The organism is Allobosea sp. TWI1241 (assembly GCF_039673065.1).
Classification (GTDB): domain Bacteria; phylum Pseudomonadota; class Alphaproteobacteria; order Rhizobiales; family Beijerinckiaceae; genus Allobosea.
This window is the reverse complement of the sequence record NZ_JBDJKW010000002.1, coordinates 74,633-98,674: the sequence shown is the minus strand read 5'-3', so window position 1 is coordinate 98,674 and position 24,042 is coordinate 74,633. Positions and strand designations below refer to the sequence as shown.

The 24,042-nt window shown below is 70.6% G+C and carries 18 protein-coding genes; 12 read left to right on the top strand and 6 right to left on the bottom strand.

Annotation, left to right across the window (positions count from 1 at the left end; translation table 11 throughout):
- Window positions 1-131 precede the first annotated feature (131 nt).
- Window positions 132-1,490, bottom strand: a complete 1,359-nt coding sequence (gene glmU, locus ABE438_RS03460; protein ID WP_346501461.1) for a bifunctional UDP-N-acetylglucosamine diphosphorylase/glucosamine-1-phosphate N-acetyltransferase GlmU — start codon at window positions 1,488-1,490, stop codon at window positions 132-134.
- Between the two features lie 340 nt (window positions 1,491-1,830).
- Here glmU and ABE438_RS03455 point away from each other — a divergent pair, with 340 nt between their 5' ends.
- On the top strand, window positions 1,831-3,393 hold the full coding sequence (locus tag ABE438_RS03455) for an OpgD/OpgG family glucan biosynthesis protein (RefSeq protein ID WP_346501139.1): 1,563 nt from the start codon (window positions 1,831-1,833) through the stop codon (window positions 3,391-3,393).
- Window positions 3,394-3,497: 104 nt separating this feature from the next.
- Window positions 3,498-5,600, top strand: a complete 2,103-nt coding sequence (mdoH, locus tag ABE438_RS03450; protein WP_465248554.1) for a glucans biosynthesis glucosyltransferase MdoH — start codon at window positions 3,498-3,500, stop codon at window positions 5,598-5,600.
- Between the two features lie 12 nt (window positions 5,601-5,612).
- On the opposite strand, the gene ABE438_RS03445 is transcribed toward mdoH, so the two are convergent.
- From ABE438_RS03445 to tpiA, 4 genes are all read right to left on the bottom strand, one after another.
- Window positions 5,613-6,494, bottom strand: a complete 882-nt coding sequence (locus tag ABE438_RS03445) for a VOC family protein (RefSeq protein ID WP_346501138.1) — start codon at window positions 6,492-6,494, stop codon at window positions 5,613-5,615.
- 121 nt (window positions 6,495-6,615) lie between these two features.
- Entirely contained in the window at window positions 6,616-8,244 is a 1,629-nt protein-coding gene (locus ABE438_RS03440; protein ID WP_346501137.1) for a CTP synthase, read from the bottom strand.
- Window positions 8,245-8,365: 121 nt separating this feature from the next.
- Window positions 8,366-8,791 carry a preprotein translocase subunit SecG gene (gene secG / locus ABE438_RS03435; protein ID WP_346501136.1) on the bottom strand — a complete coding sequence of 142 codons (426 nt, stop codon included), beginning with the start codon at window positions 8,789-8,791 and terminating at the stop codon, window positions 8,366-8,368.
- Window positions 8,792-8,947: 156 nt separating this feature from the next.
- Window positions 8,948-9,712: a triose-phosphate isomerase gene (tpiA, locus tag ABE438_RS03430; RefSeq protein WP_346501135.1), complete on the bottom strand. Its 765-nt coding sequence runs from the start codon at window positions 9,710-9,712 to the stop codon at window positions 8,948-8,950.
- Window positions 9,713-9,875: 163 nt separating this feature from the next.
- Here tpiA and ABE438_RS03425 point away from each other — a divergent pair, with 163 nt between their 5' ends.
- The 8 genes from ABE438_RS03425 to lexA all read left to right on the top strand — a co-directional run bounded on the left by ABE438_RS03425 (window position 9,876) and on the right by lexA (window position 18,409).
- A complete protein-coding gene (locus ABE438_RS03425; RefSeq protein WP_346501134.1) occupies window positions 9,876-11,786 on the top strand; it encodes a peptidylprolyl isomerase in 1,911 nt (636 codons plus the stop codon).
- Between the two features lie 10 nt (window positions 11,787-11,796).
- Window positions 11,797-13,311, top strand: coding sequence for an anthranilate synthase component I (gene trpE, locus ABE438_RS03420; RefSeq protein WP_346501133.1), 1,515 nt, complete (start codon window positions 11,797-11,799; stop codon window positions 13,309-13,311).
- Between the two features lie 83 nt (window positions 13,312-13,394).
- A complete protein-coding gene (locus tag ABE438_RS03415) occupies window positions 13,395-14,012 on the top strand; it encodes an anthranilate synthase component II (RefSeq protein ID WP_346501132.1) in 618 nt (205 codons plus the stop codon).
- Window positions 14,013-14,026: 14 nt separating this feature from the next.
- A complete protein-coding gene (gene trpD, locus ABE438_RS03410) occupies window positions 14,027-15,040 on the top strand; it encodes an anthranilate phosphoribosyltransferase (protein WP_346501131.1) in 1,014 nt (337 codons plus the stop codon).
- 7 nt (window positions 15,041-15,047) lie between these two features.
- Window positions 15,048-15,857: an indole-3-glycerol phosphate synthase TrpC gene (trpC, locus tag ABE438_RS03405; RefSeq protein ID WP_346501130.1), complete on the top strand. Its 810-nt coding sequence runs from the start codon at window positions 15,048-15,050 to the stop codon at window positions 15,855-15,857.
- Window positions 15,854-16,348: a cyclic pyranopterin monophosphate synthase MoaC gene (gene moaC, locus ABE438_RS03400; protein WP_346501129.1), complete on the top strand. Its 495-nt coding sequence runs from the start codon at window positions 15,854-15,856 to the stop codon at window positions 16,346-16,348. The genes trpC and moaC overlap by 4 nt, the downstream gene beginning before the upstream one ends.
- Window positions 16,345-17,556, top strand: coding sequence for a molybdopterin molybdotransferase MoeA (locus tag ABE438_RS03395; protein WP_346501128.1), 1,212 nt, complete (start codon window positions 16,345-16,347; stop codon window positions 17,554-17,556). The genes moaC and ABE438_RS03395 overlap by 4 nt, the downstream gene beginning before the upstream one ends.
- A gap of 112 nt (window positions 17,557-17,668) precedes the next feature.
- Window positions 17,669-18,409, top strand: a complete 741-nt coding sequence (lexA, locus tag ABE438_RS03390) for a transcriptional repressor LexA (protein ID WP_346501127.1) — start codon at window positions 17,669-17,671, stop codon at window positions 18,407-18,409.
- Here the strand turns inward: lexA and ABE438_RS03385 are convergent.
- Window positions 18,403-20,694, bottom strand: coding sequence for a ComEC/Rec2 family competence protein (locus tag ABE438_RS03385; RefSeq protein WP_346501126.1), 2,292 nt, complete (start codon window positions 20,692-20,694; stop codon window positions 18,403-18,405). The two genes, lexA and ABE438_RS03385, sit on opposite strands and share 7 nt — an antisense overlap.
- Before the next feature lie 160 nt (window positions 20,695-20,854).
- Here ABE438_RS03385 and gltX point away from each other — a divergent pair, with 160 nt between their 5' ends.
- Together gltX and gltA are read left to right on the top strand one after the other, a co-directional pair.
- The gene (gene gltX, locus ABE438_RS03380) at window positions 20,855-22,273 is read left to right on the top strand and encodes a glutamate--tRNA ligase (protein WP_346501125.1); all 1,419 of its coding nucleotides are present in this window, start codon (window positions 20,855-20,857) and stop codon (window positions 22,271-22,273) included.
- Between the two features lie 325 nt (window positions 22,274-22,598).
- Window positions 22,599-23,888: a citrate synthase gene (gltA, locus tag ABE438_RS03375; RefSeq protein WP_346501124.1), complete on the top strand. Its 1,290-nt coding sequence runs from the start codon at window positions 22,599-22,601 to the stop codon at window positions 23,886-23,888.
- Window positions 23,889-24,042 lie beyond the last annotated feature (154 nt).

The window sequence follows — 24,042 nt, the reverse complement described above, 5'->3', positions numbered from 1 at the left end:
CGTGCCTCACCCGTTGATAGCGATGCGCTCGCCATAAGCTGCGGCGCGCGGATCGCGAAATCACGTTCAATGTCCGACTGTGAATGAAAGGCGGGTTAAGCGGGCAGAATCCGCCCGCCGGCCCTCGCCCCTCAGCCCTTCTTCGCCTTGCGCGCCATCGCCGCCGCGCGGAAGGCCGAGGCCCAGCCCTCGCGCTCGATCTGGCGCCCGCGCGCCACCGCCAGCGCATCCGCCGGCACGTCGCGGGTGATGACCGAGCCCGAGCCGACATAGGCGCCGGCGCCGATCGTCACAGGCGCCACCAGCGCCGAGTTGGAACCGATGAAGGCGCCCTCGCCGATGACGGTCTTCGACTTGAAGAAGCCGTCGTAATTGCAGGTGATGGTGCCGGCGCCGATATTGGCGGCAGCGCCGATCTCGGCATCGCCGATATAGGTCAGATGGTTGACCTTGGCGCCCTCGCCGATCTTCGCTGCCTTGATCTCCACGAAATTGCCGACCTTGGCACCGCCGGCCAGATCCGCGCCCGGGCGCAGCCGCGCATAGGGGCCGATGGTCGCGCTGGCACCGACCGAGGCGCCTTCGAGATGCGAGAAGGCGTGGATCACGGCGCCGTCCGCGACCGTGACGCCGGGGCCGAACACCACATGCGGCTCGACCAGGACGTCGCGGCCGAGCCGGGTGTCATGGCTGAAGAATACCGTCTCCGGCGCGACCAGCGTCACGCCCTCCGCCATCGCCTCGCGCCGGCGGCGGCGCTGGAACTCCGCCTCGGCGGCAGCGAGCTGGATACGATCGTTGACGCCCTGCACCTCGCTCTCGGGCGCGGTCAGCGCCACGGCCGGAAGGCCGCGCCCGCGGGCGACCGCGACGGCGTCGGTCAGGTAGAACTCGCCCTGGGCGTTGGCGTTGCCGATCGCCTCGAGCAGCGAGAGCGCCTCGCGCCCGTCGAGCGCCATCAGCCCGGCATTGCACAGCGTGATCGCCCGCGTCGCCTCATCGGCGTCCTTGTGCTCGACGATGGCCTGCAACTGGCCGTCGCGCACCACGAAGCGGCCATAGCCGGTCGGATCGGCGGCCTCGAAGCCCAGCGCCGCGACGGCCGCGCCGCCATGCAGCGCCCCGCGCAGCGCGGCGAAGGTGCCACCGCGCACCAGCGGCGTGTCGGCGAAGGCGACGAGTACGTCGTCATGGCCGGCGGCCAGGCTCTCGCGGGCGGCCAGCACGGCATGCGCCGTGCCCTTGCGCTCGGTCTGCACCGCGATCGCGGCATGGGGGGCGAGCCGCGCCACCTCGGCGGCGACGTCCGGCCGGTCGGGCCCGATCACCACCACCAGCGAATCCGCACCGGCCTCGGCCACCGCCGCCAGCGCATGGCCGAGCAGCGAGCGCCCGGCGACCTCGTGCAGCACCTTCGGCCGCCGCGACTTCATCCGCGTGCCCTCGCCCGCCGCGAGGATGATGGCGAGGCAGGAGCGGCCGGGCTGCATTTCGGTCATGATCTTCACGTCTCATGCTGGCGGGGCGATGGTCCGCGCCGGAGCACTCCGGCGGCGGGCGACGATCGGACGCAGCCCGATGCTGCGCCGGCCGTGGATAGCCGATCCCGAGCGGATTTGGCAAAGTCGTCCCGGACATGAAAACCGGTGCCGGGGCCCGCCCGGGCCCCTCCCCCCGGCGCATGACGCGGAGCACGCGCCGCGCCCTGCCGCAACCAGCCCGCGGAGCCCGGATTATTTCGATCAGCGCCCCTCCTCCCGCTTTTCAGCCGGAAGCGATATGCTCTAGAAGCGCAGGCGGCCGAACCGCTGACGGCGCAAGTTGGAACTGATGTCGAACTCCCTGAATCGTCGTCGATTTTTGAGCGTTACCGCCGCCGGCCTGACGGCCCAGCGCCTGCTGTCCCCGTCCTCCGCGGCAGCCCAGCAGCCGGGCTGGGCCGCGCTGGTCCAGTCGGTGATCGCCGAGGGCCAGCGTTTCGACCCCGGCCATGTCGTCGAGGCCGCCCGCATGCTGTCGAAGCGGCCGATGGTGCCGCTCACCAACAACGACCTGCCCGAAGGTTACGCCAACCTGCCGCAGGACCAGTATGCCGGCATCCGCGCCAAGCCTTCCGGGCTGATCTGGACCGGCGAGAATCGCGGCTTCACCATCGAGCCGCTGCATCGCGGCTACGTCTTCTCGGCCCCGGTGGCGCTCTTCACCGTCGAGGACGACATGGTGCGCCGCGTCGCCTTCGACCGCGGCCGCTTCGACTACGGCAAGGTGAACCCGCCGCCCGAGGGGCAGGACCTGCAATTCTCCGGCTTCCGCGTCGCCACCGGGCTGGAGCGTCCCCATGAGTTCGCGCTCTTCCAGGGCGCAACCTTCTTCCGCGCGCTGGCCCGCGGCCAGCATTTCGGCGCGATCGCCCGCGCCCTGATCCTGCGCCCGGGCGAGACCCGCGGCGAAGAGATTCCGTTCTTCCGCGCCTACTGGATCGAGCGGCCGAGCCCGGCCGCCGGGGCGCTGATCGTCCACGCCTTGCTCGATTCCGAGAGCGTCACGGGTGCGGTGCGCATGACCCTGCGCCCCGGCGACATCAGCTTCGTCGATGTCGAGATGACGCTGTTCCCGCGCGCCAATCTCGACCATGTCGGCTTCGGCTGCACCATGGGCACCTTCTTCTCCGGCCCGCAGAGCCGGCGCACCTTCGACGATCTGCGCCCGTCGATCTACGAGGTCTCCGGCGTGCAGATGCATTCCGGCAGCGGCGAGTGGATCTACCGCCCGGTCAGCAACCCATCGGCGCTGCAGGTCTCCTCCTTCCAGGACGCGAATCCGCGCGGCTTCGGCCTTGTCCAGCGCGAGCGCGACCCGGCCGCCTTCGTCGACGACGACCAGCGCTTCGAGCTGCGCCCGAGCGTCTGGATGGAGCCGCTCGGCGACTGGGGCCAGGGCTCGGTCCAGCTCATCGAGATCCCGACCGATTCCGAGCTCAACGACAACGTCATCGCCTATTGGCGACCGCGCCAGCCGATCGCGGCCGGCAGCGAGACAACGATCGCCTATCGCCAGGCCTGGTGCTGGCAGCCGCCGGACAAGCCCGACCTCGCCATGGCGGTGCGTACCCGTCAGGGCCGCGGCTCGCAGGGACGGCGCCGGCGCTTCGCCATCGACTTCGCCGGCGAGAAGCTCGGCGACGCCGCGCTCGTCGCCGCCACCCGTGCCCTCGTCACCGCGACGCCGGGCGCGATCCACAACCTGCGCCTGTGGCCCTTTCCGGAGCGGCGCGCCATGCGCGTGACCTTCGAGGTCGACCCGGGCAACGACAACCTCTCGGAGTTGCGTCTCGTGCTCGATGCCGGCGGACAACCCGTTTCCGAAACCTGGCTGAACCGGTGGACCTGGTGAGCGGCGCCGCGGTCGAGGCGGACGCTCCGGTCCGCGAGGCGTCGGGCGAGGCCGGCGGCTGGCCCGCGCCCTTCCAGGCGACCCCGCCCGAGAACCGGCTCGACATGCCGGTGCAGTCCTTCCAGCGCTGGAAGCGCGCCGATACGCGCAAGCCGGCGGCACCCGGCGCCTGGCGCACGCCCTGGCTCGCGCGGCTGTTCGTCTTCGGCGGCGCGCTGGCGCTGACCGCCTACGGCACCTGGGAAATGTACAATGTCGTGTCGGTCAGCCGCACGACCTTCCTGCAGTACGTGCTGGTCGTGCTGTTCACGATCAACTTCTCCTGGATCGCGCTGGCCTTCACCAGCGCCATCCTCGGCTTCGTCACGCTGCTGTTCCGGCTGCTGCGCAGTTCGCGCGCCGAGACGCTGACGCAGAAGACCGTCGTGGTCATGCCGATCTACAACGAATCGACGGCAAGGACCTTCGCGGCGCTCGCCGCGATCCGAGAATCGGTCGAGGCGACCGGGCTCGGCGAGCATTTCGACTATTTCATCGTCTCGGACACCACGAATCCTGACATCTGGGTCGCCGAGGAGCGCGCCTTCCTCGACCTGCGCCACCGCCTCGGGCCCGAGGCGCGGATCTACTACCGCCACCGCCCGAAGAACCATCATCGCAAGGCCGGCAACATCGCCGACTTCGTGATGCGCTGGGGCGGTCACTACGCCCATATGGTCGTGCTCGACGCCGACAGCCTGATGACGGGCACCTGCATCGTGCGGCTCGCCGCCGCGATGGAGGCCGATCCCGACGCCGGCATCATCCAGTCGCTGCCGCTGATCATCAATCGCAACACCTTCTTCGCCCGGCTGCAGCAGTTCGCCGCGCGCGTCTACGGCCCGGTGATCGCCACAGGCCTCGCCGTGTGGTCCGGCCGCGACGGCAATTACTGGGGCCATAACGCGATCATCCGCACCAAGGCCTTCGCCGACCATTGCGGCCTGCCCGACCTCAAGGGCAAGCCGCCCTTCGGCGGCCATGTCCTCAGCCACGACTTCGTCGAGGCGGCGCTGATCCGCCGGGCCGGCTGGTCGGTCTACATGCTGCCGGACCTGACGGGCTCCTATGAGGAGAGCCCGCCCTCGCTGATCGACATCGCGACGCGCGACCGGCGCTGGTGCCAGGGCAACCTCCAGCATTCGCGCATCATCGGCGCGCGCGGGCTGAAGCTCGCCACGCGCCAGCACTTCGCCACCGGCATGATGGCCTACCTGGCCTCGCCATTCTGGCTGATGCAACTGGTGGTCGGCATCATGATCGTCCTCCAGGTCAACTATGCGCGCCCGGAGTACTTCACCGAGGAGTTCACGCTCTTCCCGATCTGGCCGCGCTTCGACCCCGAGCGCGCGCTGAACCTGTTCGCGCTGACCATGGCGATCCTGCTGGCGCCGAAGCTGTTCGGTCTGCTGCTGACCCTGTTCGATCGCACCTTGCGGCGCGCCTGCGGCGGTAGCATCCGGCTGATCCTCTCGGCGCTGATCGAGGTGTTCTTCTCGGCAATCCTGGCGCCGATCATGATGGTGATCCAGTCCGGCTCGGTGTTCCAGATCCTGCTCGGCCGCGATACGGGCTGGAACCCGCAGCGCCGCGACGACGGCTCGATCCCCTTCCGCGACATCGTGCGGCGCCACCGTGCCCATACGCTGCTCGGCCTGGTCGCCGGCCTCGCGGCCTTCATGATCGCGACCTCGCTCTTCGCCTGGATGTCGCCGACCATCGTCGGCCTCTTGCTGGCGATCCCGCTCTCCTGGGCCTCGGGCCAGCTCTCGATCGGGCTCTGGCTCAAGCGCCGCGGCCTGCTGCTGACGCCGGAGGAAGGCGATCCGCCGCAGATCGCGCTGCGCGCCAACGCGCTGCAGGGCGAGTTCGCCGAAGCCGGCCATGACGAGGCCGACGGGCTGATGGCGCTGCATGCCGACCAGCGCCTGCGCGCGGCGCATGAGGCGATGCTGCCGCAGGTCCAGCCGCGCCGCCGCGGCGAGATCGAATCCGACCGGGCCGTGGCGCAGGCCAAGCTGATCGACGCTGAGACGATCGCCGACGCCATGCTCTGGCTGAAGCCGAAGGAGCGCATGGTCGTGCTGCACGACCGGGCGCTGCTCGGGCTGCTGGCGAACCTGCCGGAAGGCGAGGCCCATGCCGGGGCGGAGCCGCCCCGGCGCTGAAGCCCGGCGGCCTCAGCCCTGCTCGAAGACGATGGCGCAGCCCAGCGCCGCGGCCGGCGGCACCACCAGCCGGCCGCCCTCGCGGCGGCAGGCGATTCCGTGTCCGCGCAGCCGTTCCTCCACCGGCGAGAGAGCCGGCACCGCAACCGCGAAGCCGGCGAAATGCGGCCGGGCGCGCCGCGTGCTGGCGTCGCCGAGCGCCGCCGCAGCAGCCTGCGTGCTCATCACCTCGATCCGCCCGCGCGGCAGCGCGAAGCGCAGGCCGCCACCGGCCGTCGCGAAGGAGGCGCAAGCAGTATAGGCGCTGAAGAAGCGCTCATGGCGCGCCGGATCATCCGCGACGAAGGCGACAGCCGACAGCGCCTGCGCACCGTTCTCGTGCTGCTGGAAGGCCGGGTTCCAGAAGTTCTGCGGCTCGTGCTGCTGGCAGACGAAGAAGCCGCAGTCGGGGGCCGCCCGGTCCTCGGCGAAGGCGAGCGAGAAGGCGACGCGGACTTCCGAGCCGTCGGGGCGCTTCGCCTGCCGCTCGAAGAAGAACGGCTCGAAATCGCCGATCCCGGCGGCTTGGAACGCAGCCGCATCGGCGTCGGAATCGCTGCTTTCCAGCACCAGCATCGACATGCCCTCGCAGCGCGCCAGCGCGTCGCGCACGAAGGCACCGAAGGAGAAGCGCCGCGCTTCGTGCGCGGGAATGGCCGTCGCATCGCCGATCGTGATCAGTTCCAGGAAGGAGCCGGGGAACTGGACGATGCGGTTCTCGGTGCCCCAGGGGTGGCGGTTGCGCGCGCCGACGCGGAAGCCGAGCCGCTCATAGAGCGCGCCGGCGGCGTCGAGATCGCTGACGCCGATCACCAGATGGTCGAGGCCGCGCGGGCCGGGAGAGGTTTCGGTCATCGGGAGCCACCGTCATGGGGCGCCGTCGACTCCGCGAGCGGAGAGCGCGGCGCGCGCTGCACAGGCCCCCACTCCTAGCCCCGCCCCGCCGCAGCCGGCAAGGGCGAGGGCCGGCTCAGGCTCAGACCAGCCGGCTCTGGACGACCGCCGCCTCGATGAAGCTGGCGAACAGCGGATGCGGCTCGAACGGGCGCGACTTCAGCTCGGGATGGTACTGCACGCCGATGAACCAGGGATGGTCGGGATACTCGACCGTCTCCGGCAGCAGCCCGTCGGGTGAGACGCCGGAAAAGCGCAGGCCCTTGGCCTCCAGCGCCTCGCGATAGCTCATATTGACCTCGTAGCGGTGGCGATGCCGCTCCGAGATCTCGGTCGCGCCGTAGATGTCGGCGATTTTGGAATCGGGCGAGAGCTTCGAGGCGAAGGCGCCGAGGCGCATGGTGCCGCCGAGGTCGCCGCCGGCCGAGCGCATCTCGAGATCGTTGCCGCGCATCCACTCGGTCATCAGGCCGACCACCGGCTGCTCGGTCGGGCCGAATTCGGTGGAGTTGGCGTCCTCGATCCCGGCCAGCGAGCGCGCCGCCTCGATCACCGCCATCTGCATGCCGAAGCAGATGCCGAAATACGGCACCTTGCGCTGGCGGGCGAAGGTCGCCGCCTTGATCTTGCCCTCGGCGCCGCGATGACCGAAGCCGCCGGGGACCAGGATACCGTGGACATGCTCGAGGAAGGGCGCCGGGTCCTCCTTCTCGAAGACCTCCGACTCGATCCAGTCGAGATTGACCTTGACCCGGTTGGCGATGCCGCCATGGGTCAGAGCCTCGATCAGCGACTTGTAGGCGTCCTTCATCCCCGTGTACTTGCCGACCACCGCGATGGTGACCTCGCCTTCGGGGTTCTTGACGCGCTCGGAGATGCGCCGCCAGCCGCCGACGTCAGGCTCCTTGCTGGCGTCCATGCCGAAGGCCGCGAGAACCTCGTTGTCGAGCCCCTCGGCGTGGTAGGATAGCGGCACGTCGTAGATCGAGGCGACGTCGCGGGCCTCGATCACCGCCGTCTCGCGGACATTGCAGAACAGCGCCAGCTTGCGCCGCTCCTCATAGGGGATCTCGCGGTCGGTGCGGCAGAGCAGGATGTCGGGCTGGATGCCGATCGAGCGCAGCTCGGCGACCGAATGCTGCGTCGGCTTGGTCTTCAGCTCGCCCGCGGTCGGGATGTAGGGCAGCAGCGTCAGGTGCACGAAGATGCACTGGCCGCGCGGCAGCTGCTGGCTGATCTGGCGGATCGATTCGAGGAAGGGCAGGCTCTCGATGTCGCCGACCGTGCCGCCGATCTCGACCAGCACGAAGTCGTAGCCCTCATTGCCGGTGAGGACGAATTCCTTGATCGCGTTAGTAACGTGCGGGACCACCTGGATGGTCGCGCCGAGATAGTCGCCGCGGCGCTCCTTGGTCAGGATGTCCATGTAGATGCGGCCGGTGGTGATGTTGTCACCCCGGTTGCACGGCCGTCCGGTGAAGCGCTCGTAATGGCCGAGGTCGAGATCGGTCTCCGCCCCGTCATCGGTCACGAAGACCTCGCCGTGCTGATAGGGGCTCATCGTCCCCGGATCGACGTTGAGATAGGGGTCGAGCTTACGCAGCCGCACGGAATAGCCGCGCGCCTGCAATAGGGCCGCCAGGGCAGCCGCTGCGAGACCTTTGCCGAGCGAGGAAACCACGCCGCCGGTGATGAAGACATACCGCGTCATGGGGGGTCACCTTTAACGCCAAGAGTTCGATTCGCTAAGCGCGGCAGCGCGACGCCGCCCTGCGCTCAGAGCTTGTCCACAAAAGAGAAGGGCCGGTTTCCCGGCCCCTGCCCTGCCCCGATCACTGCGCCGGTGCGGACGGCTGCGGCGGCTGGGCCTGCGGCTGGGCCTGCGGCTGCGCGTTGTTCTCCAGCTGACGCAGCTGGTCGAGCACGCCGCCGCCCGCGTTCGGTGCCGAAGGCGCGCCCGGCGTGGCCGGAGCGCCCTGGGCCGGCGGGGGCGGAGCCCCGTCGATGATCGAGCGCTGGGTGCGGCCCTGCGTCGCCAGCACGGCCAGCGTCAGCGAGGTGATGAAGAACAGGCCCGCCAGGATCGCCGTCGCCCGCGTCAGGGCGTTGGCCTGGCCGCGGCCGGTCATGAAGCCGCCGACGCCGCCACCGCCGCCCGAGCCCATGCCGAGACCGCCGCCCTCGGAGCGCTGCAGGAGCACCACGCCGACGAGCGCGACCACGATGATCAGGTGAATGACGATGAGAACGTTCTGCATGGCTCACGAAATGGCTATGACGCGGGCCGGAGCCAAGACCGTCCGGATGACGGCGTCGGCACGGTTCCGCGTGTCGGCGGTGCCCTTAGCATGGGCGGACGCCGCGCACCACCCGGCAATTGGGGCGCGCGGCCGCGAGGCGTATGGGCAGGAGGCTCAGGCGCCGCAGGCGCGGGCGATGCCCAGGAAGTCCTCGGCCTTGAGGCTGGCGCCGCCGACCAGCGCGCCGTCGACATTGGCGACGCCCATCAGCTCGGCCGCGTTCGACGGCTTGACCGAGCCGCCATAGAGCACGCGCACGCCGGGTGCGACGCTCTTGCCGAGCAGGCGCGCCAGCTCGGTGCGGATGCCGGCATGCATGTCCGCGACGTCGGCGACCGTCGGGGTCAGCCCGGTGCCGATCGCCCAGACCGGCTCATAGGCCACGACCAGCGTCGCCCCCGTCGAACCCTGCGGGATCGAGCCGCGCAGCTGCTTCTTGACCACGGCCAGCGCCTTGCCCGCCTCGCGCTCGGCGCGGGTCTCGCCGACGCAGACGATCGGCACGAGCTGCGCCGCCTGGGCCGCCTCCGCCTTGGCATTGACGTCGGCATCGCGCTCGCCATGTAGCGTGCGGCGCTCGGAATGGCCGACGATGACGAACTGCGCGCCGGAATCGGCGAGCATGGCGGCGGAGACCTCGCCGGTATATGCGCCGCTCTCATGGGCGCTGCAATCCTGGCCGCCGGTGGCGATGCGCGAGCCGATCAGCGCCGCGCTCACCGCGAAGAGCAGCGTCGCAGGCGGGCAGATGGCGAGGTCGACGCTGCGCCGCAGGCCGGGCTCGTAGCCCTGCGCCACCGCGCTGGCGATCGCCAGCTCCGCCTTGAGCCCGTTCATCTTCCAGTTGCCCGCAACCAGCGGCCTGATGTTGTTCGTCACGCGTATCCTCCCGAAGTCCTGCCGATCCGTCGTTCGTCAGCCGTCTAGCAACCGCGCCCGCGCCTCGCAATCGCGTGAGCGGGTGGTGATTGCCCATTCCGGGCAGTCTCACCTATAAGCGGCGCGCAATCCGAGCCGCCGACGAGCACAGGAAGACCAGACAATGATGATGCAGGGCATCCGCAAGGCGGGCCAGAGCCTGATCGGCAAGCTCGTCGTCTTCGTGATGTTCGGCTTCCTGATCCTGTCCTTCGCGATCTGGGGCGTCGGCGACATCTTCCGCGGCTATGGCCGCAATGCCGTCGCGACCGTCGGAAAGAGCGAGATCGGCATCGAGCAGCTGCGCACCGCCTATCAGAACGAGATCCAGAACCTGACGCGCCAGCAGCGCCGCCAGATCACGCCGGACATGGCGCGCGCGCTCGGCCTCGACCAGCGCGTGCTGTCGCGCCTCGTCACCGAGGCCGCGCTCGACCAGACCGCGACGCGCCTCGGCCTCGCCGTCTCGGACGACACCGTCCGCGACGTGCTGTTCAACGATCCCAACCTGAAGAATTCGGCCGGCCAGTTCGACCGCGCCCGCTTCACCGAGCTGCTGCGCATGACCGGCCTCACCGAGCAGGCCTTCGTGCAGGAGCAGCGCACCGCCATCATGCGCCGCGAGCTCGCGGAAATGATCACGGGTGCCGTCACCGTCCCCGTCGCGCTGCAGGAGATCGGCCACCGCCTGCGCCATGAGCGCCGCGCCGTCGACTACGCAGTCATCCCCGCCTCCGCCGCCGGCGAGATCGCCGCCCCGGGCGAGGACGTGCTCAAGCGCTTCTTCGAGGAGCGCAAGGTCGCGTTCCGTGCGCCGGAATACCGCACCGGCAACGTGCTCGCCCTGACCGCGGCGGGTATCGCCGACCCGGCCAAGGTCAGCGAGGCGGACGCCCGCGCCCGCTATGAGGAGATCAAGACGCAGCGCTTCGGCTCGCCCGAGCGCCGCACCCTGCAGCAGATTTCCTTCCCCACGATGGAGGAAGCCCGGGCCGCCAAGGCGCGCATCGACGCCGGCGAGACCTTCGAGGCCGTCGCGCAGAGCCGCAATGTCGGCGACGCCGAGCTGACGCTGGGCACCTTCGCCCGCGAGGGCCTGTTCGATGCAGCCGTGCGCGACGCCGCCTTCGCCCTGAACCAGGGCGTGGTCAGCGAGCCGGTGCAAGGCAATTTCGGCGTCGTGCTGCTGCGCGTGCCGACGATCGAGCCTGCCCGTGTCAAGCCGTTCGAGGAGGTCGCCGACGAGGTCCGCCGCGAGGTCGCCACCAGCCGCGCCGCCGCGCAGATCACCGAGCTGCACGACAAGATCGAGGACCAGCGCGCCTCGGCACGCCCGCTGCCGGAGATCGCCAAGGAGTTCGGCCTCGCCATCCGCGCCATCGGCGCGGTCGATGCCGGCATGGGCAAGCCGGACGGCAGCCGCGAGCAGCCCCTGCCCGGCGGCAACGCCACCCAGACCGCGCTCTTCGCCGCCGATATCGGCATCGACAGCGAGGCCATCCGCCTGCCCAACAATGGCGGCTATGTCTGGTACGAGGTCACCAAGATCGATCCGCCGCGCGAGCGCAGCTTCGACGAGGTCAAGGCCGAGGTCGAGGCGCAGTGGCGGGCGGACGAGATCGCCCAGCGACTGTCCACCAAGGCGCGCGAGCTGGTCACCCGCCTCGACGGCGGCGAGGCCTTCGCGGCGGTCGCCGCCTCCGCCGGCCTCACCGCCCAGAAGGCCGAGAATCTGGGCCGCCAGGAGCAGCAGGCCGCCCTGCCCGCCAATGTCGTGAACCTCGTCTTCGGCACGCCGGTCGGCAAGAGCGCCTCGGCCGCCACCGAGCAGGGCCGCATCCTCTTCCGTGTCGAGAGCGCGACGGTGCCGCCCTATGTGCGCACCACCGAGGAGGCGGAGAGCGTCGTGAACCTGCTGCGCACGGGCCTCAGCGAGGACCTGCTGCAGCAATACGTCGCCAAGCTGCAGAACGAGCTCGGCGTCAGCATCAACGAAGCCGCCTTCCGCAACGCGACCGGCGCCACCCAGAACTGAGGCGCGACAGATGATGCCGGCCAGCGATTTCGAGGGGTTCGCCGCCGCCTATGACGCCGGCACGCCGCAACTGCTGACGCAGACCATGGTCGGCGACTGTGAGACTCCGGTCGCCGCCTTCCTCAAGCTGCGCGAGGCCCGCAAGGGCCCCGCCTTCCTGTTCGAATCGGTCGAGGGCGGCGCGGTGCGCGGCCGCTACTCGATGATCGGGCTCGACCCGGACCTGATCTGGCGCTGCCATCGCGGCACCGCCTCGCTCTGCCGTCCCGGCCTCGGCGATGCGTTCCTCGACGATCCGCGCCCGGCCTTCGAGAGCCTGCGCGCCCTGCTGGCCGAAAGCGCGATTCCCGACCGCGACGGGCTGCCGCCGATGGCGGCCGGCGTGTTCGGCTATCTCGGCTACGACATGGTGCGCCTGATGGAGCGCCTGCCCGCGCCGAAGGAGACCGGTCCCGGCGTGCCCGACGCCATCCTGATGCGGCCGACCCTGATCGTCGTGTTCGATTCCGTGCGCGACGAGATCACCGTGGTGACGCCCGTGCGCCACCAGCCGGGCCTCGCCGCCAGCATCGCCTACGAGCACGCCCGGGAGCGGCTGGATGCGGTCGTCGCCGCGCTGGAGGGGCCGCTGCCCTCCGAGGGGGCGATCGACATCGCCGCCATCCCTCATCCCGCGCCGGTCTCGAACACCAGCGAGGCGGAGTTCCACGCCATGGTGGCCAAGGCGCAGGACTATGTCCGCGCCGGCGACATCTTCCAGGTCGTGCTCTCGCAGCGCTTCGAGGCGCCGTTCGAACTGCCGCCCTTCGCGCTCTACCGGGCGCTGCGCCGGGTCAATCCGGCGCCCTTCCTGGCCTATCTCGACTTCGAACGCTTCCAGATCGTCTGCTCCAGCCCGGAAATCCTGGTCCGGCTGCGCGATGGCGAGGTCACCATCCGCCCGATCGCCGGCACCCGCCGCCGCGGCGAGACCCCGGCCGCCGACGAGGCGCTGGCCGAGGAACTGCTCGCCGATCCCAAGGAGCGCGCCGAGCACCTGATGCTGCTCGATCTCGGCCGCAACGATGTTGGCCGCGTCGCCGAGATCGGCTCGGTGCGCGTCACCGATTCCTTCTTCATCGAGCGCTACAGCCAGGTGATGCACATCGTCTCCAACGTCACCGGCCGGCTGGCCGCGGGCGAGGACGGGCTCTCGGCGCTGAGCGCGGGCTTCCCGGCCGGCACGGTCTCGGGCGCGCCCAAGGTCCGCGCCATGGAGATTATCGACGAGCTGGAGACGGACGGGCGCGGCGCCTATGGCGGCTGCATCGGCTATTTCGGCGCAAATGGCGAGATGGACACCTGCATCGTGCTGCGCACCGCCGTGGTGCAGGACGGCCGCATGCAGGTCCAGGCGGGCGCCGGCATCGTCTACGATTCCGACCCGGCCTCCGAGCAGCAGGAATGCGTGAACAAGGCCAAGGCCCTGTTCAAGGCGGCCGAGGAAGCGGTGCGCTTCGCCGCCCGTGCCGGCCGCGGGCAGTAGGCCCGCCCCGGGAAACTTGACCCGCGCGCCGGTTGGGGGGCATGTGCTCACCCCAAACAATGGGTGGGGACGGCCCCGAAGCGATGCGCATCCTGCTGATCGACAATTACGACAGCTTCACCTGGAACCTGGTCCACCTGATCGGCGGGCTGGGCGTCTCGGTCGAGGTGCGCCGTAACGACACGCTTTCGGTCGACGAGGCGCTGTCCGGCGGCCATGACGCCATCGTGCTGTCGCCCGGGCCCTGCACGCCGAACGAGGCCGGCATCTGCCTCAACCTCGTGCGCGAGGGCGCCGCCCGCAAGCCGATCTTCGGCGTCTGCCTCGGCCTGCAGACCATCGGCCAGGCCTTCGGCGGCGAGGTCGTGCGCGCCCCCTTGCCGATGCACGGCAAGGTCTCGTCGATCACGCATCGGGCCCGCGGACTCTTCCACGGCATCAACGGCCCCTTCGAGGCGACGCGCTATCATTCGCTGGTGGTGCGGCGCGAGAGCTGCCCGGCCGAGCTGACGGTCGAGGCGGAATCCGGCGACGGGCTGATCATGGCGCTGTCGCATCGCGATTTGCCGGTGCACGGCGTGCAGTTCCACCCCGAGAGCATCGCGTCCGAGCACGGCGCGACGATCCTGCGCAACTTCCTCGATCTCGCCGAGCGATGGTCGCGCACGCACGCCGACGCAGCCCTTTCCGCGACAGCCTGATCGATCGAGTCATCATGGACGATTTCAAGCCCTTCATCGCCAAGGTCGCGACCGGCGCCTCGCTCTCGCGCGAGGAGGCCCGCGACGCCTTCGAGGCCATGCTCTCCGGCGGCGTCACCAATGCGCAGGCCGGGGCCTTCCTGATGGCGCTGCGCGTGCGCGGCGAAACCGAGGAGGAGATCGCCGGCGCCGTCAGCGCCATGCGCTCGCGCATGGTCACCGTGCAGGCCCCGGCGGACGCCGTCGACATCGTCGGCACCGGCGGCGATTCCTCCGGCTCCTATAACGTCTCGACGCTGGCCTCGATCATCGTCGCGGCCTGCGGCGTGCCGGTCGCCAAGCACGGCAACCGCGCCGCATCCTCGCGCTCCGGCGCCGCCGACGTGCTGACCGCGCTCGGCGTCAAGGTCGGGCTCGACCCGGCCGGCATCGCGCGCTGCATCGGCGAAGCCGGCGTCGGCTTCATGTTCGCGCCGAGCCACCACGCTTCGATGCGCCATGTCGCGCCGGTGCGCACCGAGCTCGGCACCCGCACCATCTTCAACCTGCTCGGCCCGCTCTCGAACCCGGCCGGCGTGCGCCGCCAGCTCGTCGGCGCCTTCTCCGAGACCTGGCTCGAGCCGATGGTGAAGGTCCTGGCCGCGCTCGGCTCGCAGAGCGTCTGGGCCGTCACCGGCTCCGACGGGCTCGACGAGATCACCACCACCGGCCCGACCCGCGTCGTCGCGCTCAAGGACGGCCGGATCGAGCAGTTCACCATCGCGCCCGAGGATGTCGGCATTGCCCGCGCCCGGCCGGAGGACCTGCGCGGCGGCGAGCCCGAGCATAATGCCGAGGCGCTGCGCGCGGTGCTCGACGGCGCCCGCAGCGCCTATCGCGACATCGCCGCCTTCAATGCCGCCGCAGCCCTGGTCGTGGCGGGCAAGGCCGCAACGCTGCAGGACGGCCTGGCCCAGGCCTATGCCGCGATCGACGGCGGCAAGGCCAAGGCAGCGCTGGCGACCCTCGTCGCCGCCTCGAACGCGTGAGGCCGCGATGTCGGACATCCTGAAGCGGATCGAGACCTACAAGCGCGCGGAGATCGCAGCCGCGCGGGAAGCCGTGCCGCAGGTCGAGATCGAGCGGCGCGCCGCCGCCATGCCGCCGCCGCGCGACTTTCTCGGCGCGCTGGAAGCCAAGCATCGCGACGGCGCTCCGGCGCTGATCGCCGAGATCAAGAAGGCGAGCCCGTCAAAGGGCCTGATCCGCCCCGATTTCGACCCGCCGGCGCTGGCCCGCGCCTATGCCGAGGGCGGCGCCGCCTGCCTCTCGGTGCTGACCGACACGCCCTCCTTCGAGGGCCGGCCGGAATTCCTCGACCAGGCGCGCCAGGCCTCCGGCCTGCCCGGCCTGCGCAAGGACTTCATGTTCGAGCCCTATCAGGTCTTCGAGGCCCGCAGCTGGGGCGCGGACTGCATCCTGCTGATCATGGCGAGCCTCGACGATGCCGCCGCGCGCGAGCTTGCTGCGACGGCGAAGGCGCTCGGCATGGCGGTGCTGGCCGAGGTCCATGACGAGGCGGAACTCGACCGGGCGCTGGCGCTCGACACACCGCTGGTCGGCATCAACAACCGCGACCTGCGCAGTTTCGAGGTCAGCCTGACGGTGACCGAACGGCTCGCCCCGCGCGTGCCGAAGGACCGTGTCCTCGTCGGCGAGAGCGGCATCTTCACGCATGCGGACATCGTCCGCCTGCAAGCCTGTGGCGTGAACACCTTCCTCGTCGGCGAGAGCCTGATGCGGCAGCACGACGTCGCCGCCGCGACCCGCGCGCTTCTGACCGGCGCCGCCGAGGCCGCGGCGTGAGCGGCCTCACCCATCTCGACCACAAGGGCGAGGCCCATATGGTCGACGTCGGCGACAAGGCCGAGACGCAGCGCGTCGCGGTCGCCGAAGGCCGCGTCGTCATGCAGGCCGCGACCCTCGCCATCGTCCGCGACGGCGAGGCCAAGAAGGGCGACGTGCTCGGCACCGCCCGCCTCGCCGGCATCATGGCCGCCAAGCGCGCCCATGAGCTGATCCCGCTCTGCCACCCGCTGCTGCTCAGCAAGATCGCGGTCGAGCTGGAGATCGACGAGGCGCTGCCCGGCGTCACCGTGCGCGCCGAGGTCCGGCTGACCGGCAAGACCGGCGTCGAGATGGAGGCGCTCACCGCCGTCAGCGTCGCCTGCCTCACCGTCTACGACATGGTGAAGGCGGTCGATCGCGCCATGCAGATCGAGGGCGTGCGCCTCGTCCACAAATCCGGCGGCAAGTCCGGCGCCTACGACCTCGCCGATCCGGGCCCCGCGGCATGAGCCTGACCCCGGTCGATGCCGCGCTGGCCGCGCTGCTGAAGAGCGTTCCGGGACCGACGGGCACGGAGCGGCTGCCGCTCGCCGACTGCATCGGCCGCGTGCTTGCCGAGGATCTCGCGGCGCTGCGCACCCAGCCGCCTTTCGCGAATTCGGCCATGGATGGCTACGCCGCCCGCGCCGCCGACCTCCAGCCCGGCAGGACGCTCGCGGTCATCGGCGAATCGGCCGCGGGCAAGCGCTTTTCCGGCGCGGTCGGCCCCGGGGAGGCTGTGCGCATCTTCACCGGCGCCCCCCTGCCCGAGGGCGCCGACGCCGTGCTGATGCAGGAGGATGCCGAGGGCGTCGGCAGCCCCAGCATCCGCGTGCTGGCGCAGGTCGCGCCCGGAAGGTTCGTGCGCGCCGCCGGGCTCGACTTCAGCCAGGGCGACAGGCTGCTCGCCGCCGGACGCAGGCTCGACCCGGCGACGCTCGCGCTCGCCGCCGCCATGGGACACGCCTCGCTGCCGGTGCGGCGCCGGCCGCTGGTCGCCATCCTCGCCACCGGCGACGAACTCGTCAGCCCGGGCGAAGAGACCGGGCCCGACCAGATCGTCGCCTCGAACGGTTTCGCGCTGGCCGCCCTGGTCGCGCAGGCCGGCGGCACGCCGCTCGATCTCGGCATCGCCCGCGACGACCATGCCGACCTCGCCGCGCGGATCGGCGCGGCGCGCCGGGCCGGTGCCGACGTACTGGTCACGCTCGGCGGCGCCTCGGTCGGTGAGCACGACCTGGTGCGCGCGGCCCTCGCCGCCCAGGGCATGACGCCGGGCTTCTGGCGCATCGCCATGCGCCCCGGCAAGCCGATGATGACCGGCGTGATCGAGCGCATGGTCGTGCTCGGCCTGCCGGGCAACCCGGTCTCCTCGATCGTCTGCGGCCATCTCTTCGCCGTGCCGCTGGTCGAGGCGCTGCTCGGCCTCGCCGACCCGGCGCGGGACCGCAGCGAGCGCGCCAGCATCGCCGTCGACCTGCCGGCGAACGACGAGCGCCAGGACTATCTGCGCGCGACGCTCGAGCAGGGCGCGGACGGGCCGGTCGCCACGCCCTTCCCGCGCCAGGATTCCTCCATGCTCGCCACCATGGCGCGGGCCGATGCGCTGGTCGTGCGCCCGGTGAACGCGCCGGCGGCGAAGGCCGGCGATCCCTGTCGGATCCTGCGGCTGCGCTGAGGCCGGCGCGCGCCGGCCGGCCCTCGCCCGGCGACCTTGCGGAACACAAAGAGAACAGCTATCCTGTTCAGGCTTTGTTTCGAATCCAGCCTGAAAGGCGCGCACCTCCGTCATGCTGACACGCAAACAGTCGGAACTGCTCCGTTTCATCCATGAGCGCCTGCGCGAATCCGGCGTGCCGCCCTCCTTCGACGAGATGAAGGACGCGCTCGACCTGCGATCCAAATCCGGCATCCACCGCCTGATCATGGCGCTGGAGGAGCGCGGCTTCATCCGGCGCCTGCCCAACCGGGCCCGCGCGCTGGAGGTGATCAAGATGCCGGACAATATGGGCGGCGCCGCGCCGGGCCAGCAGCGCCCGCGCTTCAGCCCCTCTGTGGTACAGGGCGGCCTCGGCCAGACGCCGCCGCCCGCCCCTGCGGCCCCTGTCGCGCCGGCGCGGCCGCGTGCCGCCGAGGAGGATGGCCGCGGCACGGTCTCGATCCCGGTGATGGGCCGCATCGCCGCCGGCGTGCCGATCTCGGCGATCCAGAGCCGCAGCCACGCCGTCTCCCTGCCCGCCGACATGCTGGGCACCGGCGAGCATTTCGCGCTCGAGGTCCGCGGCGATTCGATGGTCGAGGCCGGCATCCTCGACGGCGACACGGTGGTGATCCGCAAGCAGGACACCGCCAATACGGGCGACATCATCGTCGCGCTGATCGACGACGAGGAAGCGACGCTGAAGCGGCTGCGCAAGCGCGGCTCCTCCATCGCGCTCGAAGCGGCGAATCCGGCCTATGAGACCCGCGTGCTCGGTCCCGATCGCGTTCGTATCCAGGGCCGGCTGGTCAATCTGATGCGGCGCTACTGAAGCCGCTCGGCCTCGTCCGGGACGGATGGGGCCGTGGCCGCCGCAGGCGGCGTGGCCGTGACGCGGGACTGTGGCGGCCGCCCGGCGGTCGAGGCCGCGGGGGACGGCTCCGGCTGCGGGCGGGTCCAGGGCCGCCGACGGGTGGCGTCCTCGGCGGTGAAGGCGGTCCAGCCGCCGCCGGCGGTGCGATAGCTGACGGCGCCGTCGCGGCGCAGCACCGCCCGGTCGATCAGCCGGGCCGCGCAGGCGCCGTTGGCATAGAGCGGCGTCACCACCAGATCGGCACGCCCACAATCCTCGGCCAGCGCGATGCGGTCGCGCGCATAGGCGACGCTGCGGCCGTCCGCGAGCCGGATGACGCAGCCGCGCGTGTCGCAGGCCGCGCCGCTGCGCAGGCCGGGATCGTCGGGCGCCCGCGAATCCCCGTCCGCCAGCAGCCATTGCGCCAGCACGAAGCGGCTCGGCCGCCCGGCCAGCACCAGCCGCCCATCCGCACCGCGCACCAGCATGCCGGAACCGTCGCGCTCGATCAGGATGTCGGGGCGGGCCGGCGCCGCGGCGACGGCGAGGCCGGCGAGCAGCGGCAGCGCCGCGAGATAGCGGATCGCCGTGGTCCAGAGTGTCAGCCAGAGCAGCGCCAGCGAAAACGCCACTAGCGCCGCGGGCCCGAAGGCCGGCAGCACCACCGTCGAGCGCTCCATTCCCGCGACCCAGTGCGCGAGTTTCAGTACGAGCTCCGAGGCCCAGCCCATCGCCGCCCAGGCCGGCCAGTCGAGCCCGAACGGATAGGCCAGCACGCCGAACACCGCCGCCGGCATCACCACCAGCGAGACGAAGGGCAGGGCCAGCGCATTGCCGAGCAGGCCGAACGGATTGAAGACCTGGAAATGATAGACGCCATAAGGCGCCGTCGCCGCGGTCGCCACCATGGTGGTGGTGACGATGCCGACCGCCGAGAGCCAGAGCGGCCGCAGCGGCCAGGGCCAGTTCGCCGCCTTGGCATCGGGCGCGCGGGCCTGCCAGCGCTCGGCAAAGGCGATCAGGGCCGCGACCGCCCCGAACGACATCTGGAAGCTCGGGCCGAGCAGCGCCTCCGGCTCACGCAGCAGCACGATGATCGCGGCGAGCGCGAGATTGCGCATGCTCAGCGCCGGGCGGTCGACGAGGATCGCGCCCAGCATCACCAGCGTCATGATCAGCGAGCGCACGGTCGCGACCTCGGCACCGGAGAAAACGCAATAGGCAACAGCGCCGCTCATCGCGGCCAGCGCCGCGATCTTCTTGACCGGCCAGGCCAGCGCCAGCGTCTGCGAGGCGCAGAGCAGAGCCCGCACCAGCCAGAAGATCGTCCCGGCGGCGAGCACCATATGCAGGCCGGAGATCGAGACGATGTGGTAGATCCCCGCTGCCCGCAGGTCGATATTGGTGCTCTCGCTGATCAGCCCGCGCTTGCCGGTGACCAGCGCCGCGCCCATCGCGCCCGCCTGCCCGCCCCCGATCGCGGCGATGCGCGCGGTCAGCACGTTGCGGGCATCGTCGATCAGCACCTGCCGGCGCAAGGCGGACGGCATGGGCTGCTCCGCCGGCGAGAGCACGACCTTGCCGACGATGTTGCCGACCGCGCCGATGCCGCGAAAGAAGGCGTCGCGCGCGAAATCGTAGCCGCCGGGACGCGCCGGGCCGGGCGGCGGCAGCAGCCGGGCCGTCGCCAGCAGGTGGTCGCCCGGCCGCAGCCCGGTGACATTGGCCGAGACGCGCACCCGCCGCGGCCGCGCCGGCTCCGCCACGCCTGCGAGGCTCGTGACCAGCAGCACCAGCCTGACGCCCTTCTCCCGCTGCTCCAGGCTCTCGACGAAGCCGCTCACCCGCCCGACATGCGGACGGGCCAGGATGGGTGCGGCGACCTCGGCGCTGCGCCAGACCCCTGCCGCGAAGCCGACGAAGGCGGCAGCGAGCGCGACGCAGGTCGCCATCGCCCCGCGCCGCGTCCGGCTGAAGGCGAGCGCCGCGGCGCCGAACAGCCCTGCCCCGAAGAGCGGCGCTGCCAGGCCCGGCTCGCCATCGGCGAGGAAATACAGCAGGACGCCGATCCCGAGCGGCACCGGCAGCCAGTTGAACAGCCGCCGCCGCTCGATCTCCAGCGCCAGCGCGCCGCGCAGGCCGTTCCAGAAGGTATGGAGCAGGATCGCGGGCGACCAGTCGGGACGCGTTCGCCCCGCCCCGCCCGCCAGGACGAGGCCGGCAGCCCGCGCCACCCCACGGCGCTCGGGCGGGATGGACGCCATTGCCCCCCTCGCGGCCTCCCCTCGCCGCGCCGGCGCAGGAAGGCGCTTAACGGCGGCGGCCCGGGCATGTTACAGCGGCCGCGCCGGATGTCAGCCCGGCCGGGCGCATCGCGCCCTTCGCCGTCTCCCCTTGTTTCGCCGTTTCCCGGAGCCTTCCTTCATGAGCGATGAGGTCGTCACGCGCTTTGCGCCGTCGCCCACCGGATTCCTCCATATCGGCGGGGCCCGCACCGCACTGTTCAACTGGCTCTACGCGCGCCGTCACGGCGGCCGCATGCTGCTGCGCATCGAGGACACCGACCGCGAGCGCTCGACGGACGCCGCGATCGCCGCGATCCTCGACGGGCTGTCCTGGCTCGGCCTCGATTGGGACGGGCAGACGGTCTACCAGTTCCAGCGCGCCGCCCGCCATCGCGAGGTCGCCGAGCAGATGCTCGCCGCCGGCAAGGCCTATTACTGCTACGCCACGCCGCAGGAGCTCGAGGAGATGCGCGAGAAGGCGCGCGCCGAGGGCAAGCCGCTGCGCTATGACGGGCGCTGGCGCGATCGTGATCCGTCGGAGGCGCCGGCCGGCGTCAAGCCTGTGATCCGCCTCAAGGCCGAGCAGACCGGCGAGACGGTCGTCGAGGACGAGGTCCAGGGCCGCGTCGTCTGGCAGAACGAGAATCTCGACGACCTCGTGCTGCTGCGCTCGGACGGCACGCCGACCTATATGCTCGCCGTGGTGGTCGACGATCACGACATGGGCGTCACCCATATCATCCGCGGCGACGACCACCTGACCAACGCCGCCCGCCAGACCCAGATCTACCAGGCGATGGGCTGGAGCGTGCCGAGCATGTCGCACATCCCGCTGATCCACGGGCCGGACGGCGCCAAGCTCTCGAAGCGCCACGGCGCGCTCGGCGTCGATGCCTATCGCTCGATGGGCTATCTGCCGGTGGCTGTGCGCAACTACCTCCTGCGCCTCGGCTGGAGCCATGGCGACCAGGAGATCTTCTCGACCGAGGAGATGATCGCCCTGTTCAACCTCTCCTCGATCGGCCGGTCGCCCTCGCGCTTCGACTACGCCAAACTGGAGAACCTCAACGGGCTCTACATGCGCCAGGCCTCGACCGACGAGCTGATCGACGGGCTGAAGGCGATCTGGGGCGAGATCGGCCCCGCCCGCGGGCTCGGCGAGACGCTGGATACGGCGCTCGAAGCCAAGCTGCGCGCCGCCATGCCCGGCCTGCAGGAGCGCGCCAAGACGCTGATCGAGTTGATCGACAGCGCCTCTTATCTCTATGCAAGCCGGCCGCTGGCGCTGGAGCCCAAGGCCGCCGCCCTGCTCGATGCCGGCGCCCGCGAGCGCATGCCGGCCCTGTCCGAGCGGCTGGCCGCGGTGGACGACTGGTCGCCGGCGGCGCTGGAGGAGGCCGTGCGCGCCTTCGCCACGGAGAAGGAGATCAAGCTCGGCCAGGTCGCGCAGCCTTTGCGTGCGGCGCTGACCGGCAAGACCACCTCGCCGGGCCTGTTCGACGTGATGGCGGTGCTGGGCCGCGAGGAGGTGCTCGGCCGGCTGGCCGATATCGGCTGACGCGATGCGTCCATCGGCGAGGCCGTCGAGATGCCCGTCCGAGTGGCCCTCGCGGCCCCTTGGACGGATTGCGCAGGCCAGTTCGGTTGAACAGCCCCCGCAAATGGTCTAGCAACGCAGCGCAGCATCGGCTCCCTGGGCGGGTGCGGGCACGAATAATGCTTGTATTTCAGTCCGATGAACCCACCCCCTGCCATCCGACGCACCGTCCGTCACGGCGCCGTCACAGCGCGACGCTCGGATGACAGCTGATGGGATGTGACCGGCCGGCCCTCACCCGACCGCGAGAATGATCTGAAGATCGAGCCTGAAAGGATCGGTATCCATGAGCGGAACCACGAGTCAGTTGAGCGTCGACGGCAAGGCCGTCGACCTCCCGGTCAAAGAGGGCACGATCGGGCCGTCCGTCGTCGACATCAGCAAGCTCTACGCCCAGAGCGGCATGTTCACCTACGACCCGGGCTTCACCTCGACGGCGAGCTGCGAGTCGCAGATCACCTATATCGACGGTGACGAGGGCACCCTGCTCTATCGCGGCTACCCGATCGAGCAGCTGGCCGAGCACGGCGACTTCCTCGAGACCTGCTATCTGCTGCTCTACGGCGAACTGCCGACCGCGGCCCAGAAGGCGGATTTTGACTACCGCGTCACGCGCCACACCATGGTGCACGACCAGATGCACCGCTTCTTCCAGGCCTTCCGCCGCGACGCCCACCCCATGGCGGTGATGGTCGCCTCCGTCGGCGCGCTGTCGGCCTTCTACCACGACTCGACCGACATCTCGGACCCGCATCAGCGCATGATCGCCTCGATGCGCATGATCGCGAAGATGCCGACGCTGGCGGCGATGGCCTACAAGTACTCGATCGGCCAGCCCTTCGTGTACCCGCTGAACTCGCTGGACTACACCTCCAACTTCCTGCGGATGTGCTTCGCCGTCCCGGCCGAGGACTACAAGGTCAACCCCGTGCTCTCGCGCGCGCTCGACCGGATCTTCATCCTGCACGCCGACCATGAGCAGAACGCCTCGACCTCGACGGTCCGGCTCGCCGGCTCCTCGGGCGCCAACCCGTTCGCCTGCATCGCCGCCGGCATCGCCTGCCTCTGGGGCCCCGCCCATGGCGGCGCCAACGAAGCGGCGCTCAAGATGCTCGAGGAGATCGGCTCGGTCGAGAACATCCCGAAATTCATCGCCAAGGCGAAGGACAAGAACGATCCCTTCCGCCTGATGGGCTTCGGCCACCGGGTCTACAAGAACTACGACCCGCGCGCCAAGATCATGCAGAAGACCACCCACGAGGTGCTCAACGAGCTCGGCATCAAGGACGATCCGCTGCTGGACGTCGCGCTGGAGCTGGAGCGCATCGCGCTCCACGACGAGTACTTCATCGAGAAGAAGCTCTACCCGAACATCGACTTCTATTCGGGCATTACCCTCAAGGCGATGGGCTTCCCCACCTCGATGTTCACCGTGCTGTTCGCGCTCGCGCGCACGGTCGGCTGGATCGCGCAGTGGAAGGAGATGATCGAGGACCCGTCCCAGCGCATCGGCCGTCCGCGCCAGCTCTACACCGGCGCCCCGAAGCGGGACTACAGCCCGATCGGCCGCCGCTGAGCGCCAAATCTGGACCGAACGAAGAAGGGCCGCGACGCAAGTCGCGGCCCTTCTTCTTTGCCTTTGGTCGGAAGCCGGCAACTGCACGAACGGGCGGGACGCGCACGCCCGCAGCAAGCCTCACGCACGGTATTGGTCCGGAAGCAGTCAGCGG

What these genes read in the sequence shown, in the direction of transcription:
- glmU (WP_346501461.1), bottom strand. Translation starts at nt 1,490, where the DNA reads ATGCAGCCCGGCCGCTCCTGCCTCGCCATCATCCTCGCGGCGGGCGAG.
- ABE438_RS03455 (WP_346501139.1), top strand. Translation starts at nt 1,831, where the DNA reads ATGTCGAACTCCCTGAATCGTCGTCGATTTTTGAGCGTTACCGCCGCC.
- mdoH (WP_465248554.1), top strand. Translation starts at nt 3,498, where the DNA reads ATGCCGGTGCAGTCCTTCCAGCGCTGGAAGCGCGCCGATACGCGCAAG.
- ABE438_RS03445 (WP_346501138.1), bottom strand. Translation starts at nt 6,494, where the DNA reads ATGACCGAAACCTCTCCCGGCCCGCGCGGCCTCGACCATCTGGTGATC.
- ABE438_RS03440 (WP_346501137.1), bottom strand. Translation starts at nt 8,244, where the DNA reads ATGACGCGGTATGTCTTCATCACCGGCGGCGTGGTTTCCTCGCTCGGC.
- secG (WP_346501136.1), bottom strand. Translation starts at nt 8,791, where the DNA reads ATGCAGAACGTTCTCATCGTCATTCACCTGATCATCGTGGTCGCGCTC.
- ABE438_RS03425 (WP_346501134.1), top strand. Translation starts at nt 9,876, where the DNA reads ATGATGATGCAGGGCATCCGCAAGGCGGGCCAGAGCCTGATCGGCAAG.
- trpE (WP_346501133.1), top strand. Translation starts at nt 11,797, where the DNA reads ATGATGCCGGCCAGCGATTTCGAGGGGTTCGCCGCCGCCTATGACGCC.
- ABE438_RS03415 (WP_346501132.1), top strand. Translation starts at nt 13,395, where the DNA reads ATGCGCATCCTGCTGATCGACAATTACGACAGCTTCACCTGGAACCTG.
- trpD (WP_346501131.1), top strand. Translation starts at nt 14,027, where the DNA reads ATGGACGATTTCAAGCCCTTCATCGCCAAGGTCGCGACCGGCGCCTCG.
- trpC (WP_346501130.1), top strand. Translation starts at nt 15,048, where the DNA reads ATGTCGGACATCCTGAAGCGGATCGAGACCTACAAGCGCGCGGAGATC.
- ABE438_RS03395 (WP_346501128.1), top strand. Translation starts at nt 16,345, where the DNA reads ATGAGCCTGACCCCGGTCGATGCCGCGCTGGCCGCGCTGCTGAAGAGC.
- lexA (WP_346501127.1), top strand. Translation starts at nt 17,669, where the DNA reads ATGCTGACACGCAAACAGTCGGAACTGCTCCGTTTCATCCATGAGCGC.
- ABE438_RS03385 (WP_346501126.1), bottom strand. Translation starts at nt 20,694, where the DNA reads ATGGCGTCCATCCCGCCCGAGCGCCGTGGGGTGGCGCGGGCTGCCGGC.
- gltX (WP_346501125.1), top strand. Translation starts at nt 20,855, where the DNA reads ATGAGCGATGAGGTCGTCACGCGCTTTGCGCCGTCGCCCACCGGATTC.
- gltA (WP_346501124.1), top strand. Translation starts at nt 22,599, where the DNA reads ATGAGCGGAACCACGAGTCAGTTGAGCGTCGACGGCAAGGCCGTCGAC.